The organism is Oceanithermus desulfurans (assembly GCF_014201675.1).
Lineage (GTDB): Bacteria > Deinococcota > Deinococci > Deinococcales > Marinithermaceae > Oceanithermus > Oceanithermus desulfurans.
This window is the reverse complement of record NZ_JACHEZ010000005.1, coordinates 205,061-220,522: the sequence shown is the minus strand read 5'-3', so window position 1 is coordinate 220,522 and position 15,462 is coordinate 205,061. Positions and strand designations below refer to the sequence as shown.

Annotated in this window: 15 protein-coding genes; 1 reads left to right on the top strand and 14 read right to left on the bottom strand. The window is 70.5% G+C overall.

Going from position 1 to position 15,462, the window contains the following annotated elements:
- Positions 1 to 103: 103 nt before the first annotated feature.
- Genes fusA through rpsL form a run of 3 tightly spaced genes read right to left on the bottom strand, consistent with a single transcriptional unit; the run spans position 104 to position 3,035 of the window.
- Positions 104 to 2,176, bottom strand: a complete 2,073-nt coding sequence (gene fusA, locus HNQ05_RS08260; protein WP_147149132.1) for an elongation factor G — start codon at positions 2,174 to 2,176, stop codon at positions 104 to 106.
- A gap of 2 nt (positions 2,177 to 2,178) precedes the next feature.
- Positions 2,179 to 2,649 (bottom strand): 30S ribosomal protein S7, encoded by a 471-nt coding sequence (gene rpsG / locus HNQ05_RS08255; protein ID WP_013458255.1) that lies wholly within the window; start codon positions 2,647 to 2,649, stop codon positions 2,179 to 2,181.
- An 11-nt stretch (positions 2,650 to 2,660) separates the two neighbouring features.
- The gene (gene rpsL, locus HNQ05_RS08250) at positions 2,661 to 3,035 is read right to left on the bottom strand and encodes a 30S ribosomal protein S12 (RefSeq protein ID WP_147149130.1); all 375 of its coding nucleotides are present in this window, start codon (positions 3,033 to 3,035) and stop codon (positions 2,661 to 2,663) included.
- A 287-nt stretch (positions 3,036 to 3,322) separates the two neighbouring features.
- On the opposite strand from rpsL, the gene truA reads away from it, so the two are divergent.
- The gene (gene truA, locus HNQ05_RS08245) at positions 3,323 to 4,078 is read left to right on the top strand and encodes a tRNA pseudouridine(38-40) synthase TruA (RefSeq protein ID WP_147149128.1); all 756 of its coding nucleotides are present in this window, start codon (positions 3,323 to 3,325) and stop codon (positions 4,076 to 4,078) included.
- Here the strand turns inward: truA and HNQ05_RS08240 are convergent.
- The 11 genes from HNQ05_RS08240 to HNQ05_RS08190 are packed head-to-tail and all read right to left on the bottom strand — an operon-like array spanning position 4,048 to position 15,427.
- Positions 4,048 to 4,869 carry a hypothetical protein gene (locus tag HNQ05_RS08240; protein WP_183677743.1) on the bottom strand — a complete coding sequence of 274 codons (822 nt, stop codon included), beginning with the start codon at positions 4,867 to 4,869 and terminating at the stop codon, positions 4,048 to 4,050. The two genes, truA and HNQ05_RS08240, sit on opposite strands and share 31 nt — an antisense overlap.
- The gene (locus tag HNQ05_RS08235) at positions 4,866 to 5,144 is read right to left on the bottom strand and encodes a hypothetical protein (protein WP_147149136.1); all 279 of its coding nucleotides are present in this window, start codon (positions 5,142 to 5,144) and stop codon (positions 4,866 to 4,868) included. Before HNQ05_RS08235 ends, HNQ05_RS08240 begins: the two co-directional genes overlap by 4 nt.
- Positions 5,145 to 6,590, bottom strand: coding sequence for an aminomethyl-transferring glycine dehydrogenase subunit GcvPB (gcvPB, locus tag HNQ05_RS08230; protein ID WP_147149134.1), 1,446 nt, complete (start codon positions 6,588 to 6,590; stop codon positions 5,145 to 5,147).
- On the bottom strand, positions 6,587 to 7,903 hold the full coding sequence (gene gcvPA / locus HNQ05_RS08225; protein ID WP_183677742.1) for an aminomethyl-transferring glycine dehydrogenase subunit GcvPA: 1,317 nt from the start codon (positions 7,901 to 7,903) through the stop codon (positions 6,587 to 6,589). Before gcvPA ends, gcvPB begins: the two co-directional genes overlap by 4 nt.
- A gap of 10 nt (positions 7,904 to 7,913) precedes the next feature.
- Positions 7,914 to 8,300 carry a glycine cleavage system protein GcvH gene (gene gcvH, locus HNQ05_RS08220; protein ID WP_147149028.1) on the bottom strand — a complete coding sequence of 129 codons (387 nt, stop codon included), beginning with the start codon at positions 8,298 to 8,300 and terminating at the stop codon, positions 7,914 to 7,916.
- Positions 8,301 to 8,330: 30 nt separating this feature from the next.
- A complete protein-coding gene (gene gcvT / locus HNQ05_RS08215; RefSeq protein WP_147149030.1) occupies positions 8,331 to 9,392 on the bottom strand; it encodes a glycine cleavage system aminomethyltransferase GcvT in 1,062 nt (353 codons plus the stop codon).
- Positions 9,393 to 9,446: 54 nt separating this feature from the next.
- Positions 9,447 to 10,037, bottom strand: coding sequence for a GTPase MglA (gene mglA / locus HNQ05_RS08210; RefSeq protein ID WP_013458267.1), 591 nt, complete (start codon positions 10,035 to 10,037; stop codon positions 9,447 to 9,449).
- Between the two features lie 3 nt (positions 10,038 to 10,040).
- Positions 10,041 to 10,532 carry a GTPase-activating protein MglB gene (gene mglB / locus HNQ05_RS08205; RefSeq protein ID WP_147149032.1) on the bottom strand — a complete coding sequence of 164 codons (492 nt, stop codon included), beginning with the start codon at positions 10,530 to 10,532 and terminating at the stop codon, positions 10,041 to 10,043.
- Positions 10,533 to 10,572: 40 nt separating this feature from the next.
- Positions 10,573 to 12,315, bottom strand: coding sequence for a M3 family oligoendopeptidase (locus tag HNQ05_RS08200; RefSeq protein WP_147149034.1), 1,743 nt, complete (start codon positions 12,313 to 12,315; stop codon positions 10,573 to 10,575).
- Between the two features lie 24 nt (positions 12,316 to 12,339).
- On the bottom strand, positions 12,340 to 13,539 hold the full coding sequence (locus tag HNQ05_RS08195) for an MFS transporter (RefSeq protein ID WP_147149036.1): 1,200 nt from the start codon (positions 13,537 to 13,539) through the stop codon (positions 12,340 to 12,342).
- 43 nt (positions 13,540 to 13,582) lie between these two features.
- The gene (locus HNQ05_RS08190) at positions 13,583 to 15,427 is read right to left on the bottom strand and encodes a hypothetical protein (protein ID WP_147149038.1); all 1,845 of its coding nucleotides are present in this window, start codon (positions 15,425 to 15,427) and stop codon (positions 13,583 to 13,585) included.
- Positions 15,428 to 15,462 lie beyond the last annotated feature (35 nt).

Sequence of the window (15,462 nt, the reverse complement as noted above, 5' to 3'; positions counted from 1 at the left end):
GGTGGTCTTGCCGTGGTCGACGTGACCGATGGTGCCCACGTTGACGTGGGGCTTGGTTCGTTCGAATACACCTTTGGCCATGGTTTCCTCCTTGCGCGTCGCGCTAATGCTTGATCAGCTTCTCCTGCACCTGCTTGGGCACCTCGGCGTAGTGGTCGAAGAACATCACGAACGAGGCGCGGCCTTGGGTCTTGGAACGAAGGTCGGTGGCGTAGCCGAACATCTCGGCCAGCGGCACGTGGGCGCTGATGACCTGCGCGTTGCCGCGGGCCTCCATGCCCAGCACGTGGCCGCGGCGGCTGTTGAGGTCGCCGATGACGTCGCCCAGGTACTCCTCGGGGGTGGTCACCTCGACCCGCATGATCGGTTCGAGGATGGCCGGGCTGCCCTTCTGCACGGCCTCCTTGATCGCCATCGAACCCGCGATCTTGAAGGCCATCTCCGAGGAGTCCACCTCGTGGTAGGAGCCGTCGTAGAGGGTGACCTTGACGTCCACGACCGGGAAGCCGATCAGCGGGCCCGACTGCATGGCCTCTTCGATCCCCTTCTGCACGGCGGGGATGAACTCTTTGGGGATCACGCCGCCGACGATGGCGTTGACGAACTCGAAGCCGCCGCCGCGCGGGAGCGGCTCGGCCTTGATCTTGACGTGGCCGTACTGGCCGCGGCCGCCCGACTGGCGTACGAACTTACCCTCGACGTCCACCATGCGGGTGATCGTCTCGCGGTAGGCCACCTGGGGCTGACCCACGTTGGCGTCGACCTTGAACTCGCGCTTGAGGCGGTCGACGATGATCTCCAGGTGCAGCTCGCCCATGCCCGAGATGATGGTCTGGCCCGACTCGGGGTCGGTGTGAACCCGGAAGGTGGGGTCCTCTTCGGCGAGACGGGAGAGCGCCATGGCCAGCTTCTCCTGGTCGGCCTTGGTCTTGGGCTCGATGGCCACCGAGATGACGGGCTCGGGGATGTCGATGGACTCGAGCACGACCGGGTCGTCACCGTCGCCTACCAGGGTGTCGCCGGTCACGGTGTCCTTCAGGCCCACGACGGCGCCCAGGTCGCCCGCGAGCAGCTCCTCCACCTCTTCGCGGTGGTTGGCGTGCATGCGCAGCAGCCGCCCCACCCGCTCCTTCTTGCCCTTGGTGGAGTTGTAGACGTAGGAACCGGCCTTGAGGGTGCCGGAGTAGACGCGCACGAAGGTGAGGCGGCCCACGTAGGGGTCGGCCATGATCTTGAAGGCCAGCGCCGCGAGCGGGCCGTCGGCTTCGGGGGTGCGCTCCACCTCGCCGCCGTCGGGGGTCGCGCCCTTGATGGGGGGCACGTCAAGCGGCGAGGGCAGGTACTGCACCACGGCGTCGAGCAGCAGCTGAACGCCCTTGTTCTTGAGCGCCGAACCCAGGAAGACCGGGGTCACGTCGAGGGAGATGGTGCCCTTGCGGAAGGCGTTCTTCAGCTCCTCCTCGGTCACCTCCTCGCCCTCGAGGTACTTCATCATCACGTCCTCGTCCAGGTCGGCCGCGGCCTCGACCAGCTTGTCGTGCCACTCCGCGGCCACCTCCTGGAACTCGGCGGGGATCTCGATCTCCTGGATGTCGGTGCCCAGGTCGTTGCCGTAGGTGTAGGCCTTCATGGCGACGAGGTCGATGATGCCCCGGAACTCGTCCTCCTGGCCCATCGGCCACTGCATCAGCACCGGACGCGCGCCCAGGCGCTGCTTCATGCTGTTCAGCACCAGCAGGATGTCGGCGCCGGTCTTGTCCATCTTGTTGGCGAAGGCGATGCGCGGCACCCGGTACTTCTCGGCCTGGCGCCAGACGGTCTCCGACTGCGGCTCCACGCCCTGGCTGGCGTCGAAGACCGCCACGGCCCCATCGAGGACGCGCATCGAGCGCTCGACCTCGATGGTGAAGTCCACGTGGCCCGGGGTGTCGATGATGTTGATGCGGTGATCCTTCCAGAAGGCCGTGGTCACCGCCGAGGTGATGGTGATGCCGCGCTCGCGCTCCTGCTCCATCCAGTCCATCGTCGCCGCACCCTCGTGCACTTCGCCGATCTTGTGGATGCGGCCGGTGTAGTAGAGGATGCGCTCGGTGATGGTGGTCTTGCCGGCATCGATGTGCGCGGCGATCCCGATGTTGCGCGTCTTCTTGAGGTCGAACTCCGTCTTGACCGCCATGGCTACCACCGGTAGTGCGCGTAGGCGCGGTTGGCCTCGGCCATGCGCTCGACGTCTTCGCGCTTCTTGACGGCGCCGCCCTTGCCCTCGGCCGCGTCGAGCAGCTCGCCGGCGATACGCTCGACGGCGGTGCGCTCAGGGCGCTGGTTGGCGGCGTTCACGAGCCAGCGCAGCGCCAGCGACTGCTGACGGCGCGGCGAAACCTCGACGGGTACCTGGTAGTTGGCCCCGCCCACACGGCGGCTGCGCACTTCCATGCGCGGCTTGACGTTGTCCACCGCCTGGCGGAAGACCTTGAGCGGCTCCTGCCCGGTTCGCTCCTGGATGAGCTTGCAGGCGTCGTAGAAGATGCGGGCGGCGAGGTTCTTCTTGCCGTCGCGCATGATCTTGTTGATGAAGGCCGAGACGACGACGTCGCCGTAGACCAGGTCGGGGGCCAGCTTGCGGATTTCTGCTCTTCTTCTGCGTGCCATACCTTACCTCGTCAGCTCTTGGGCCGCTTGGTCCCGTACTTCGAGCGGCTCTTCCTGCGGTCCTGGACGCCCTGGGTGTCGTAGACGCCGCGAACGATGTGGTAGCGCACGCCCGGAAGGTCCTTCACACGGCCGCCGCGGATGAGCACGACCGAGTGTTCCTGCAGGTTGTGGCCCTCGCCCGGAATGTACGCGGTCACTTCGTAACCGCTGGTGAGGCGCACCTTGGCCACCTTGCGCAGCGCCGAGTTCGGCTTCTTGGGGGTCACGGTGCGGACCACCGTGCAGACCCCGCGGCGGAAGGGGCTCCCCTTGAGCGCCGGGACCTTGGTCTTCTTCTTGACCGCCTTGCGGCCTTTGCGTAGCAGCTGGTTGATTGTCGGCAAGCCTACCTCACTCCCTTCACTTTCCGGGCGATACCGCCTGGGCGATCGCCCCCGTCTTGGCAAGAACCTCCCGGAGCCCACGCTGGGCTCCGATTGTAACCGCCTCCTTGGCCCTTCCCGATCGGACCTTCAGGAGGCGGAAGGCTGCCCGGTGCCGGGGCCGACACCGGGGTCCCGCAACTTTAGCAGTATACAAGCGTTGCGGAGGTTGCGCAAGGCGCGCGGGCACGGCCCCGGACCGCCCGGCCCTCCGGCGGCTCGGGGCCGCAGCGGGTTAGGCTGGGGGCGTGCGCAGGCTGAAGCTCGTCCTCGAATACGACGGCACCGACTTCGCCGGCTTCCAGCTGCAGGCCCAGGGCGAACGCACGGTGCAGGGGGTGCTGGAAGCGGCGCTGGCGCGCATCCCGGGCACGCGCCCCCGGGTGACGGCCGCGGGCCGAACCGACAGCGGCGTGCACGCGCTGGCCATGCCGGTGCACTACGACACCGAGGACACGGTTCCCATCGAAAAGGTACCCATGGCGCTCAACGCCTTGTTGCCGCCCGACGTGCGGGTGCTCGAGGCCGAGGAGGTGCCGCCCGACTGGCACGCGCGCTACTCGGCCCGCTGGCGGCGCTACCTCTACCGGGTGCTGAACCGCAGCCAGCCGACGGCGCTCGACCGCCACCGGGTCTGGTGGGTTCCCCAGCCCTTCGACTTTCCGAAGATCGCGGCCGCGGCGCGGATGCTGGAAGGCGAGCACGACTTCGGCGCCTTCGCCAACCGCGAGAAGCGGGCCACGGTACGCGTCCTCTACCAGGCGCGGGCGGAGGCCGTCGGCGGCGAGCTGCACCTGCACTTCGTGGGCAGCGGCTTCGTCCGTGGTCAGGTGCGGGCCATGGTGGGCACCCTGGTGGAGGTGGGGCTGGGCCGCCGGCCGCCGGAGGACGTGGCGCGGCTGCTGGAAAACCCCGAACGCAGCGAGGGCGGCGCCACCGCGCCACCCCAGGGGCTCTACTTCGTGGCCGCCGGCTACTCGCCCTGGGAGACCGGGGCCGCGTAGGCGTCCACCCGCAGCTCGAGCCCCAGCGAGCCGGCGCGGAAAGGCCGGAAGGCGTAGTCGAAACGACCGGCAAGCGCCACCCCCGGCGCCAGCGGGTATTCGGCATGCAACCCCGCGGCCGCGGCGCGGCCCGGGTTCCAGCGGCCCTCGAGGTCGAGGCGCAGCGGCCCCAGCCAGGACCCACCGAGGAAGACCCCGGTGTCGCTGCGCCAGCCGCCGTAGCCGCTCCACAAACCTGCCCGGGCTTCGAGCCGCAGCCCGGCGCGGCGGGGCCGGACCGCGGCGTAGCCGGCGCGGTACCAGCCCACCGCGCGCCAGCGGCCGCGCGCGCCGCGGGCGTAGAACGCCGGCCCGTCGTTGCGCGCCCAAACCCAGGCCTCCAGGGGGCCGGCGACGTAGCCGAGGCCGGCGCCGAAGACGCCGGCGGCCTCCGCCGCGGCTGCAAGCCGCCAGGAACCGCCGGGCGCCCACTCGGCGCGCCCGCCCCAGCCGCTGCCCTCGGCCGGCGGTGCGGCGAACCAGGGGGCGAAGCCCGCCCGCAAGCGCAGCCATCCCGCCGGGGCCAGCTCCAGCCAGGCTTCCCCCTCGCCCCGGACCGGCGCCCCCAGGCGCAGCCGCCCGTCCAGATACCAGCGCAAGAACGCCGCTTCGTCCTGGTAACGCCCCTGAAGCCCAAAGTAGACCGGCGCGGACGCCCAGGCTCCGGCGCCCCAGAACGCCTGGAGCTCGAGCGGCTGCGGCCGGGCCAGCACCGCCGTGCCGAGCAGGAAGGCGAGCGCGGCCCACCTCATGCCGGGGGCTCGTCCTCGAGGGCCGCGCGCACCGCGCGGGCGTGCTCGCCCAGGTCAAGGTCGCTCAGCGCCCCGCCGTCCGCGCGGTAGGCCCGTACCGCCGCGACCAGCTCGTTGAACCGCTCGAGGCAGGGGTCGGGTGCGGGCCCCTCGGCGGCCATACGCGCCACGTCCAGGTAGTAGTCGGGACCGTAGGCGAGCTCCTCCCGCTCGATGCAGGCCTCGAGCTCGGCGCGCGCCCGGCGCACCGCGTCCGCGAGCGGGGAACGCTCCATCTACCCCTCCTCCGGCCTCCAGCGCAGCACCGGCTTGCGGTTGGCGGCCACCTCGTCGAGGCGGCGCACCGGGGTGGTGTAGGGGGTGTGGGCGATCCAGTCGGGATCGGCGAGCCCGCGCCGCGCGATCTCGGCCATCACCCCGGCGTACTCATCCAGGGTCTCCTTGCTCTCCGTCTCGGTGGGCTCGATCATCATCGCCTCCTTGACGATCAGCGGAAAGTAGACCGTGGGCGGGTGGTAGCCGTAGTCGAGCAACGCCTTGGCCACGTCAAGCGCCTTCAGCCCCTCGGGTGGCTGGGCGATGAACTCGTGCTTGCACAGCCGGTCGTAGGGGATGCGGTAGCCCGCCCCGGCGAGCTTCTTGCGCAGGTAGTTGGCGTTCAGGACCGCCATGGCCGAGGCCCGCTTGAGGCCTTCGGCCCCGAGCATGCGGATGTAAGCGTAGGCGCGCACCATCACCGCGAAGTTGCCGTAGAACGAGCGCATCCGTCCGATCGTCTGCGGCCGGTCGAAGTCCAGCACGTAGCGCTCGCCCTCGCGCTTCACCGTGGGCACCGGCAGGAAGGGCGCCAGATGGGCCTTCGCTCCCACCGGCCCCGAGCCGGGGCCGCCGCCGCCGTGGGGCGTGGAGAAGGTCTTGTGCAGGTTGAGGTGAACGACGTCGAAACCCATGTCACCGGGCCGGGCCCAGCCCATGATGGCGTTGAGGTTGGCGCCGTCGTAGTAGAGCTGCACCCCCTGGTCGTGGGCGGCGTCGATGAGCTCGAGGATCTTGCGCTCGAACAGCCCCAGGGTGTTGGGGTTGGTGAGCATGATCGCGGCCACGTGGGGGCCCAGAGCCGCGCGCAGCGCCTCCAGGTCCACCTCGCCGTCGGGGCCGCTGGGCACCTCCTGCACCTGGTAGCCGGCCATGCTGGCGGTGGCCGGGTTGGAGCCGTGGGCGCTGTCGGGCACGAGCACCACCCGCCGTTGCTCGCCTTCGCCACGGGATTCGTGGTAGGCGCGGATGAGCAGCATGCCGGTCAGCTCGCCGTGCGCGCCCGCCGCCGGCTGCAGGGTCACCGCGTCCATGCCGGTGATCTCGGCCAGGTACTCCTGCAACTCGTAGATGATCTGCAGCGCCCCCTGGGCCGTCTCGGGGTCCTGGTAGGGGTGCAGCTCGGCGAAGAGTCCCGCGGCGGCCTCGTTCACTCGCGGGTTGTACTTCATCGTGCACGAACCCAGGGGGTAGAAGCTGGTGTCCACTCCCACCTGGCGGCGACTCAGGTTGGTGTAGTGGCGCACCACCGTGAGTTCGTCCACCTCGGGCAGCCGGGGCGCGGCGGGGCGGAGGTTTTCGGCGCCCAGAAGGCCGGCGAGATCCACCTCGGGCGGGCGGGGCGGGCGGGTGCCGCGCCGCCCGGGGCGCGAGCGTTCGAAGAGGGTCGGGAAGCCGCGTTTCACGCGAGCACCTCCTTCACAGCGGCCGCGAGACCGGCCAGGTCTTCCTCGGTGTGGCGCTCGGTCGCGGCGAAGAGGGCCAGGTTCGTGCCGTACTCGTCGGGCACCGGCGCGGCGGCGTGCCAGCCGCGCGCCGCCAGCCCGGCCCGCACCGCCGCGGCCGGCCGCGGCAGGCGCAGCACGAACTCGCTAAAGAAGGGTTCCGGCGTCACCCGCTCCACGCCGGGAAGCCGCTCCAGCTCGGCGGCGAGCGCGTGCGCCCGCGCCACCGAGGCCGCGGCCGCCTCGGCGAACCCCTCGGGACCCAGGGCGGCCAGGTGCATGGCCCCCATCAGCGCGGTCAGCTGGGCGTTGGTGGTGATGTTGCTCTTGGCCTTGGCGCGACGGATGTGCTGCTCGCGCGCGGCCAGCGCCAGCACGTAGCCGCGGCGGCCGTCCACGTCGTGGGTCTGGCTCACCAGGCGGCCGGGGAGCTGGCGCACCAGCTTCTCGCGCACCGCGATGTAGCCGAACTGGGGTCCGCCAAAGTTCATGGGATTGCCCAGGGGCTGGCCGTCGCCCACGGCGATGTCCGCGCCCCAGTCGCCGGGCGGCTTAAGCAGGGCCAGGCTGAAGGGGTCGGCCACGTAGACCACGAGCGCCCCGGTCGCGTGGGCCGCCTCCACCCAGGGCGCCGGGTCTTCGATCGCGCCCAGGAAGTTGGGGCTTTGCAGCACCACCGCGCCCACGGTCTCGTCGAACCGCGCGGGCGGGGTGAGGCCCCCCTCGAGGGCCACGGTGCGCAGCTCGGCGCCCACGGCGTGCAGGTAGGTGGCCAGCACCTGGCGGTACTCGGGGTGCACCCCCTGGCTCACCACCACGCCCATGCGCCGGGTCTGCCGGAGCGCCAGCAGCACCCCCTCGGCCAGCGCCGCCGCGCCGTCGTAGAGCGAGGCGTTGGAGACGTCGAGCCCGGTCAGCTCGGCGATCATCGTCTGGTACTCGAAGACGGCCTGGAGCACGCCCTGGCTCACCTCGGGCTGGTAGGGGGTGTAGGCGGTGAGAAACTCCCCGCGCTGGGCGAGCGCGGGGACGAGGCTGGGCACGAAGTGGGGGCGCAGGCCGCCGCCGAGGAAGGCCTTGTCCGCGGAAGCGTTCTTGGCGGCGAGGTCCCGCAGGTGGGCTAGGATCTCCTGCTCGCTCAGCGGTGCGGGCAGGCGCAGGTCGGGTTCCAGGAGCGCGTCGGGCAGATCGGCGAAGAGCTCGCGCAGGTCCTGCATGCCGAGCGCTTCGAGCATCGCCCGCACGTCGTCCGGGGTGTGCGGGGTGAAGTCCATGGGTCCTCCCTCAGGACTCTTCTTCGATGACCTTGGTGTAGTCGTCGGGGCCAAGAAGGGCGTCGAACTCAGCGGGGTCGCTGGGCTCGAGTTTGAAGATCCAGCCGGCGCCGTAGGGGTCGCCGTTGACCAGCTCGGGCTCGTCGGCCAGCGCCTCGTTGACCTCGACGACCTTGCCGGAGACCGGAGCGTAGATGTCGGAGGCGGTCTTGACCGACTCGACGACGGCCACGGCCTCGCCGGCCTGGACCTCGCGGCCCACCTCCGGGGTCTCGACGAAGACCACGTCGCCCAGAGACTCCTGGGCGAAGTCGCTGATGCCGACGACGATCAGGGAGCCTTCCTGCTTGGCCCATTCGTGGGAGCGGGTGTACTTGCGGTCAGCGGGAACGTTCATAGCGAGCCTCCTGGTTCTAGCTTAGCGCAGCTACTTCTTCCCGAGCGGGACGAACGGCGGCCGGACGACGCGCGCGGGCAGGGCGCGGCCGCGCACCTCGACGGCCAGCTCGGTCCCCTCCTCCGCCAGATCGGCGCGCACCCAACCCAGGGCGATGCCCTTCTTGAGGACGGGCGACTGGGTGCCCGAGGTAACGCGCCCCGCCGGCGCGCCGCCGGCAAGGATGGGGTAGCCCTCGCGGGGGATGCCGCGCTCCATCACCAGCCCCACCAGCCGCTCGTCGCAGGCCGCGGCCTCCAGGGCTTCGCGCCCGAAGTAGGGTTTGTCCTTGATCACCCAGGCCAGCGGGGTGCAGCGGGGGTTGGTGGCGTCGGTGAGCTCGTGGCCGTAGAGGGGGAAGCCGGCCTCGAGGCGTAGGGTGTCGCGCGCCCCCAGGCCCGCGGGGGTCGCCCCGGCCTCGGTGAGCGCCCGCCAGACCGCCGGAGCGTCTTCGGGGGCGGTGAAGATCTCGAAGCCGTCCTCACCGGTGTAGCCGGTGCGGGCGATGCGGGCGGGCACGCCGGCCACCTCGAGCGTCAGGGTGGCGTTCTTGCGCACGCCGGAAAGCTCGGTGTCGGTAAGCGTCTGCAGCGTCGCCTCGGCCCGCGGCCCCTGCAGCGCCATCAGCGCCCAGGCGTCGGAGGCGTCTTCGAGTTCTGCGTCGTAGCCCTCGACCAGCCGGTTCAGGTGGGCCCAGTCCTTGGCCACGTTGGCGGCGTTGACCACCACCAGGTACTCGAGCTCGCCGGTCCGGTAGACGTAGATGTCGTCCACCACGCCGCCGCGGTCGTTCGGCAGCATGGAGTACTGCGCCCGGCCCAGCTTCAGCCTGGCCGGGTCGTTGAGGGTGGCCCAGCGCAGGAAGGCGAGCGCCTCGGGGCCGCGCACGAAGAACTCGCCCATGTGGCTCACGTCGAAGAGCCCCACGGCCTCGCGCACCGCCAGGTGCTCCTTGGTGATCGAGGTGTACTGCAGCGGCAGCGCCCAGCCGGCGAAGTCCACCATGCGGCCGCCCAGCCTTTCGTGTTCGTCGTAGAGCGGGGTTCGTTTCATCTCCACCAGCATAAACCCGCCCCGAAGGGCGGGCGAACGGACGAAGGTCCGGCCTCAGGTGTGCTCGGCGAGCTTGGAAAGTACCCGGCGGCTCACGTCCTTGAGCGGCTCGAAGACGCCCTTACCTTCGGTGGCCACGGCCTCGAAGGTGGGAAACCGCCCCTCGGGGTCGATGACCGCCTGGATCATGTCCACCGGAAGCGCGTCGGGCAGGTCGCGCTTGTTGATCTGCAGCACCATCGGGATGTGCTCGAGGCTGAGCCCGTACTCCGCCAGGTTCTCGCGCAGGTTGCGCATGCTCTCGGCGTTGGCGCGCAGGCGGTTGGAGGCGGAGTCGGCCACGAAGACGATACCGTCGACGCCGCGCAGGATCAGCTTGCGGCTGGCGTTGTAGAAGACCTGGCCGGGCACGGTGTAGAGGTGGAAGCGGGTCTTGAACCCTTTGACCTCCCCCAGGTCCACGGGTAGGAAGTCGAAGAAGAGGGTGCGCTCGTCCTCGGTGGCCAGCGAGACCATCTCGCCCTTGCGGCCCTCGGGTACGGTCTGGTAGACCCAGCGCAGGTTCGTGGTCTTGCCCGAGAGGCCGGGGCCGTAGTAGACGATCTTGAAGTTGATCTCGCGGTTCGCGAAGTTGATGGTGCTCATGGTCTAGTTTCCAAAGAGGTCGTCCAGCATGGCGTCGGCGGATTCGTGAAAGTCTTTGTCGATGCCCAGCTCGCGGGGCATGACCACGGCACTGCGGGTGATCTCGTCCAGCTCGGCGGCCGCCTTCTTGCCGAAGAGCTTGACGCGGCCGATCGGGGTGTCGGTGTCGAAGATCATCACGAGCAGGGTGAGGTCGTTGACCTCCTCGACGTAGAGCCCCTGCTTCTCGCCCTGCTTGACCAGTTCGTTGAACTTGGGCTCGCCCAGCAGGTTGGCGAGCGCCTGGGTGGCTGCGGCGTTGCCCGCCACCAGCGTCGCGATGGAGTCGAGCGCGGGCGGACGCGGGGCCCAGAGGGCCTCGCGGTGGGCCAGCACGAAGCCCTTGCGGTCCACCAGCAGCACGTAGCGGACCTGGGCCTGGTCAATCAGCTCTTCCAAAACGGACGCCGCCCGGTTGAAGGCGTCGCCGTACAAGGCCACCGTTGGCTCGATCATAGTACGTACAGTTTAGCACGAAGCACCCGCGCTTCCGCGTTCAGCCCCCGCCGGCCTCGAATCGGGCCACGTCCTCGGCGAGCAGCTCGAGCCCCCCGGCCCAGAAGGCCTCGTCCTCGAGGTCGAAGCCGAAGCGGGACGCGAGCGCGGCGGCGTCCTCCACGCCGGTGTCCGCGAGCAGCGCGTCGTAGCGCTCGCCGAAGCCCGCGGGGTCGCCCTCGTAGGCGCGGTAGAGGCCGAGGCCGAAGAGCAGCCCGAAGGTGTAGGGATAGTTGTAGAAGTCGCTGCCGTAGTAGTGGGGCTTGACCGCCCACATGTAGGGGTGGCGCGTGGCCAGGGCCTCGCCGTAGGTGCGCTCCTGGGCCTCCTCCATCAACTCCGCGAACTCCTCGGGGGCGAGCTCGCGCTCCGCGCGCCGCTCGAAGACCCACGACTCGAAGAGGAAGCGGGCGTGGATGTCGACCACCACCTGCGCCGCGCCGGTGAGCCAGGTGTCCAGGATCAGGGCCGCGTCGTCGCCCTCCGCCTCGGCCAGCGCCGCCCGGGTAACCACCGTCTCGTTCATGATCGAAGCGGTCTCCGCGAGCGTCATCGGCGTGCGCCGCAACAGCGGCGGCCGCTCCGCCAGCCGCAGGTTGTGGTAGGCGTGGCCCAGCTCGTGCGCCAGCGTGGAAACGGCGTCGAAGCTGGGGGTGTAGTTGGCCAGGATACGGCTCGCCCCGCCCCCGACGTGCATGCAGAACGCCCCTCCACGCTTTCCGGAGCGGGGCTCGGCGTCGATCCAGCGCTCGCGGAAGGCGCGGTCGGCCAGCTCGGCGGTGGCGGGCGAAAAGGTGCGCAGGTGCGCCACGATGAAGGCACGGGCTTCCTCCCAGCTCCAGCGCCGCCGCTCCTCGGCCACGGGGGCGAAGAGGTCCCACCAGTCGAGGCGCGCCTTGCCCAGCCGCCGCGCCTTGGCCCGGAAGTAGCGGCGCCAGACCGGCAGGCTGGCCTCCACCGCCCGCTGCATCGCCGCGAGCGCCGCCCGGGTGATGCGCCGCTCGTGCAGGGTGGGCTCGAGCGCGTCCGCCCAACCGCGGCGGCGGTTCAGGACGATCCGCGCGCCCTTGACGCCGTTCAGGCTGGCGGCGATCTCGTCGGCGTGCGCCTTCCAGGCGGCCAGCTCGGCCTCGTAGGCCGCCTTGCGCCGCGCCTCGTCGGGGTCGTAGGCCAGGTTGCGCAGCGCCGTGATGGGCCGCTCCTCGCCCTCGAAGCGCACGGCGATGCGGCTCGAGACGTTGCCGTAGAGGCGGACCCAGGACCGCTCGCCCGGCAGGGCCAGCTCGGCCGCCAGCGTCTCCTCGTCCTCGCTCATCAGGTGGGCGGCCCGTACCCGCGCCTCGCGCAGCAGCAGGGCGTAGTCTCCCGCCCAGGGCCCGGGTTCGAAGCCGCCCCACCAGGCCACGATGCGCGGAATCCAGCGGTCGACGCGCAGCAGCAGCCCCTCGAGCTCGCTGATCCGCGCCGCGGCCTCGCGGTCGCCGGCGTCGGCGGCCTGCCGCAGGTGAACGTAGGCCCGGAGCGGCAGGGCCGCCTCATGCACCGCGTTCAGGGCCTCGACGACGTCATGGAAGGCTTCGGGGCTGCGCTCGGCGTCGTCCCGCCCCACCCGGCGCCGCTCCAGGGCCCGGGCGAGGGCGTCGATGCGGCGCTCCAGCGCCGCCCAGTCGCCAAGGAAGCGCTCGTCCTCGGTGGAGTCGTAGAGCGGGGAAAGGTCCCAGCGGGGTAGGCTCGTTTCAGGCATGCCCCACTATAACTGACCCGCGGGTCACACCTTGGGAACCCCGCGCACCAGGCCGAACAGCGCCGCAGCGAGGACGCCGCCGCCGCCGATGATGAAGGCCGCCTGGGGCCCGAAGAACTGGGCCAGGAAGCCGCCCAGCATCATGCCCACCAGGGCCGCGCCCCCCATCACCGCCCCCCAGGCGGCCATCACCCGGCCCAGAAAACGCGGCTCCACGCCCAGCTGGATCAGCGAGCGCGCGGGGACGATGAAGATCTGGTTGGCGAAACCCATGACCGCCTGGAAGACGAGCACCGGCCACCAGAACTCGAAGACGCCGATCAGCAACTCGGCCACCCCGAAGACGGCGAGGCCGCCCAGAAAGGCCAGCGGCCGGGAAAACCGCTTTGTAACCGTCGTGACCGCCAGCAGACCGAGGACGGCGCCGGTGGCGAAGAAGGCCTCCATGAAGCCGTAGTACATCGAACCCAGCTTGTCGTCCCCTCCGGCGAAGACCTGGGTGGCCAGCACCGGCGGCACCGTGGCGTCGATCGCCCCGAACATCGCGGCCGGGGCCAGCACGCCGATCACGTAGCGGGTCACCGGGTTGCTGAGAACGTAGCGCAGCCCGCCGGCCACCATCCCCCAGTAGCCGCTCTTCCCCATGCCGTCGCCCGGAGCCGGCAGCGGCCGCAGGCTCAGCAGCACCAGCGCCGACAGGGCGAACGAGACCGCGTCGATCCAGAAGGCGGTGTAGGCGCCGAGCAGCCCCACGAGGACGCCCGCGATGCCCATGAAGATCATCTCCAGCGAGCGGCGGGGCAGCTCGATGAGGCTGTTGGCCGCGTCCAGGTCCTCCTCGCCCACCAGCTCCGGGACCACGGTGTTCACCGCGGGATCGCCGATCGACTGCAGCACCCCGAGCAGCAGGGCGACGAGGACCCAGCCCGCGACGCTTTCCATGAAAAAGAGCGGCAGCAAGGCCACCGCCACCGCCGAAAGCGCCTCCGACCAGAACATCAGCTGCCGGCGGTCGTAGAGGTCGGGCAGCGGCGATAGCAACGGCCCCACGACCATCTTGGCAAAAAACTGCGCGGCGATGACCATGGCCGCGGTGAGCGCCGAATCGGTCTGGGTGTAGGCCCAGACCGGTATGGCGACGCGGTAGATCTGGCTACCGACCTCGGAGATAAAGTTCGAGATAAACAGACGTGCGAAGTCTGGGTTTTGTAATACCTTCAGCATTGGCTCGGATTATAACGAGGCGGAGCGTAAAGTGGCAACCGTTTTAAACAACCCTGACCTGGGTGTGGGCCAGCCGGCTGCCCTCGCGCGCGATCACCACCGCCCCGTCCTCGAGCGGCCAGATCAGCAGGTCACCCAGCTTGCGGGGCACCGCCCCCGCCGCTCCCACGTAGACGGCGTCGTCGGTCTGCCGCACCGAGAGCACCAGGTTGCCGGCCCTGACGTTGACGGGTTCGCCGGCGATCGTCGAGACACCCAGCTCGCCACCCAGGGTCTCGCGCGTCGGGGGGCGGAAGTTGAGCCAGTCGCCGAGGACGCGCAGCAGCCGCTGCCCCTCGGGCTCGAGCCCCAGCGAGGTCGCGACTTCGCGCATCAACTTGAGGCCCCCCGGGGTGCGCTTAAGGCGGTCCTTGACCACGCCCAGGCCCTTGCGAGCGAAGGCCTCGAGCGTGTCCAGCGACGCCTCCGGGAACTTCGCCGCCGACTCGGGCGCGAACTCCTCGTAGTTGACGGGGCCCTTCAGGCGTGCCGAGAAGGCCCGCAGCAACCTCAGGTAGGCGTAGTCCCGGTGCGGGTGCACCAGGTGCGCCAGCACCCGTCCCTCGGAAAGCAGCGCGGACAGCTGCGCCCCTTCGCGCATCTCCAGGCGGACGTGCACGTAGTCGTCGCGCAGGAAGGCCCAGACCTCCCAGTTCTCGTAGGGCACCATCAGCGGCTCCCCCGGCTTGAGGGGGCGGTCCTCGTCGGCCACGGTCAGCTGGGTGTGCTCGCCCGCCACGCTGAGCGTCAGCGGCACCCCGCCCAGCGCCAGCCGCGTCGGCATCCGTCGCAGGGTGACCATCGTGGCCTCGCGGTCCAGCTCGTCGAGCTTGGGACCGGCGCCGGAATCGCCCAGGGGCTCGGGGACGACCGGCATGGCCCCCTCGCCGCGGGGCGCGGGCAGGTAGCGTCGCAGGACGGCGCTGAGGCGCTCGGCCGCGGCCATGAAACGGCGGCGGTCCTCCTCGGCCACCATGCGCATCCGGCGCTCCTGGGCCGCAACTTCGCGCAGCTTGGCCTCCAGGTCGCGCACCAGCTGCTCGCGCTCGTGGGCGGTCAGGGCGCTGCGCCGGGCCTCGTCGAGCGCCGTGCGCAGTTCCTCGGTGGTGGGGCCCCCGCCGGGTGCAACCAGCGGCAGCGACTCGGGGGTCTCGATGATGCGGCGCAGGAACCGCCGCAGGTACGGCACCACGCCCTCGGGCGGCAACGGCAGCGGGTAGGTGCGGCCGTCACCGAGGCGCAGCGCGATCTGGAAGACCTCGCGCAGGAGCGCTGCGGCGATCTCCTCGTCGTCGAGGGTGACCAGCGGGTCCGAAAGCGCGGGAATCGCCTCGCTGAGCGTGAACTTCGAGAGGTTGAAGTCCCGCGCGAAGCTCGGCGTCTGGGCGTAGGCCTCGAAGTTCTGCAAAAAGGCGTAGGCCAGCCGCAGCTCGTAGCGCTGGCCGCCGATCAGACCCCGCGCGACGCGCTTGAGGTCGCGCCGCAGCCCTGCCCAGTAGACGTCCTCGGCCAGCGCCTGCAGCACCCCCTGGGTCAGGGCGCCTTCAGCCGGAACGTCTTCCTCGAGCGGCAGGTCGACGATGCCCAGGTCGAGCTCGGCAGCGGGCGGCTCGGCGTGGGCGGGCGGCTCCGAGCCGGCCGCGGCGGCCGGCTCGGCCGCCTGCAGCTCACGCCAGCGGCGGTCCTCCTCGCGGAAACGCTTGGCCAGCGGGCCGGGCAGCTTGACCTCCAGCAGGTGCCGCCGCAGCCGCAGGATCGAACCGCGCCCCCCGCGCGGCTCCCTTCCGGCGGCGAGGTCGTCCAGCTTGTAGGCAAAGAGCTCGATAAGGTCGCTCAGTTCGAAGTCCATTCAACGGTTATTATAAAGGGAAGGAGTCCCGCGGC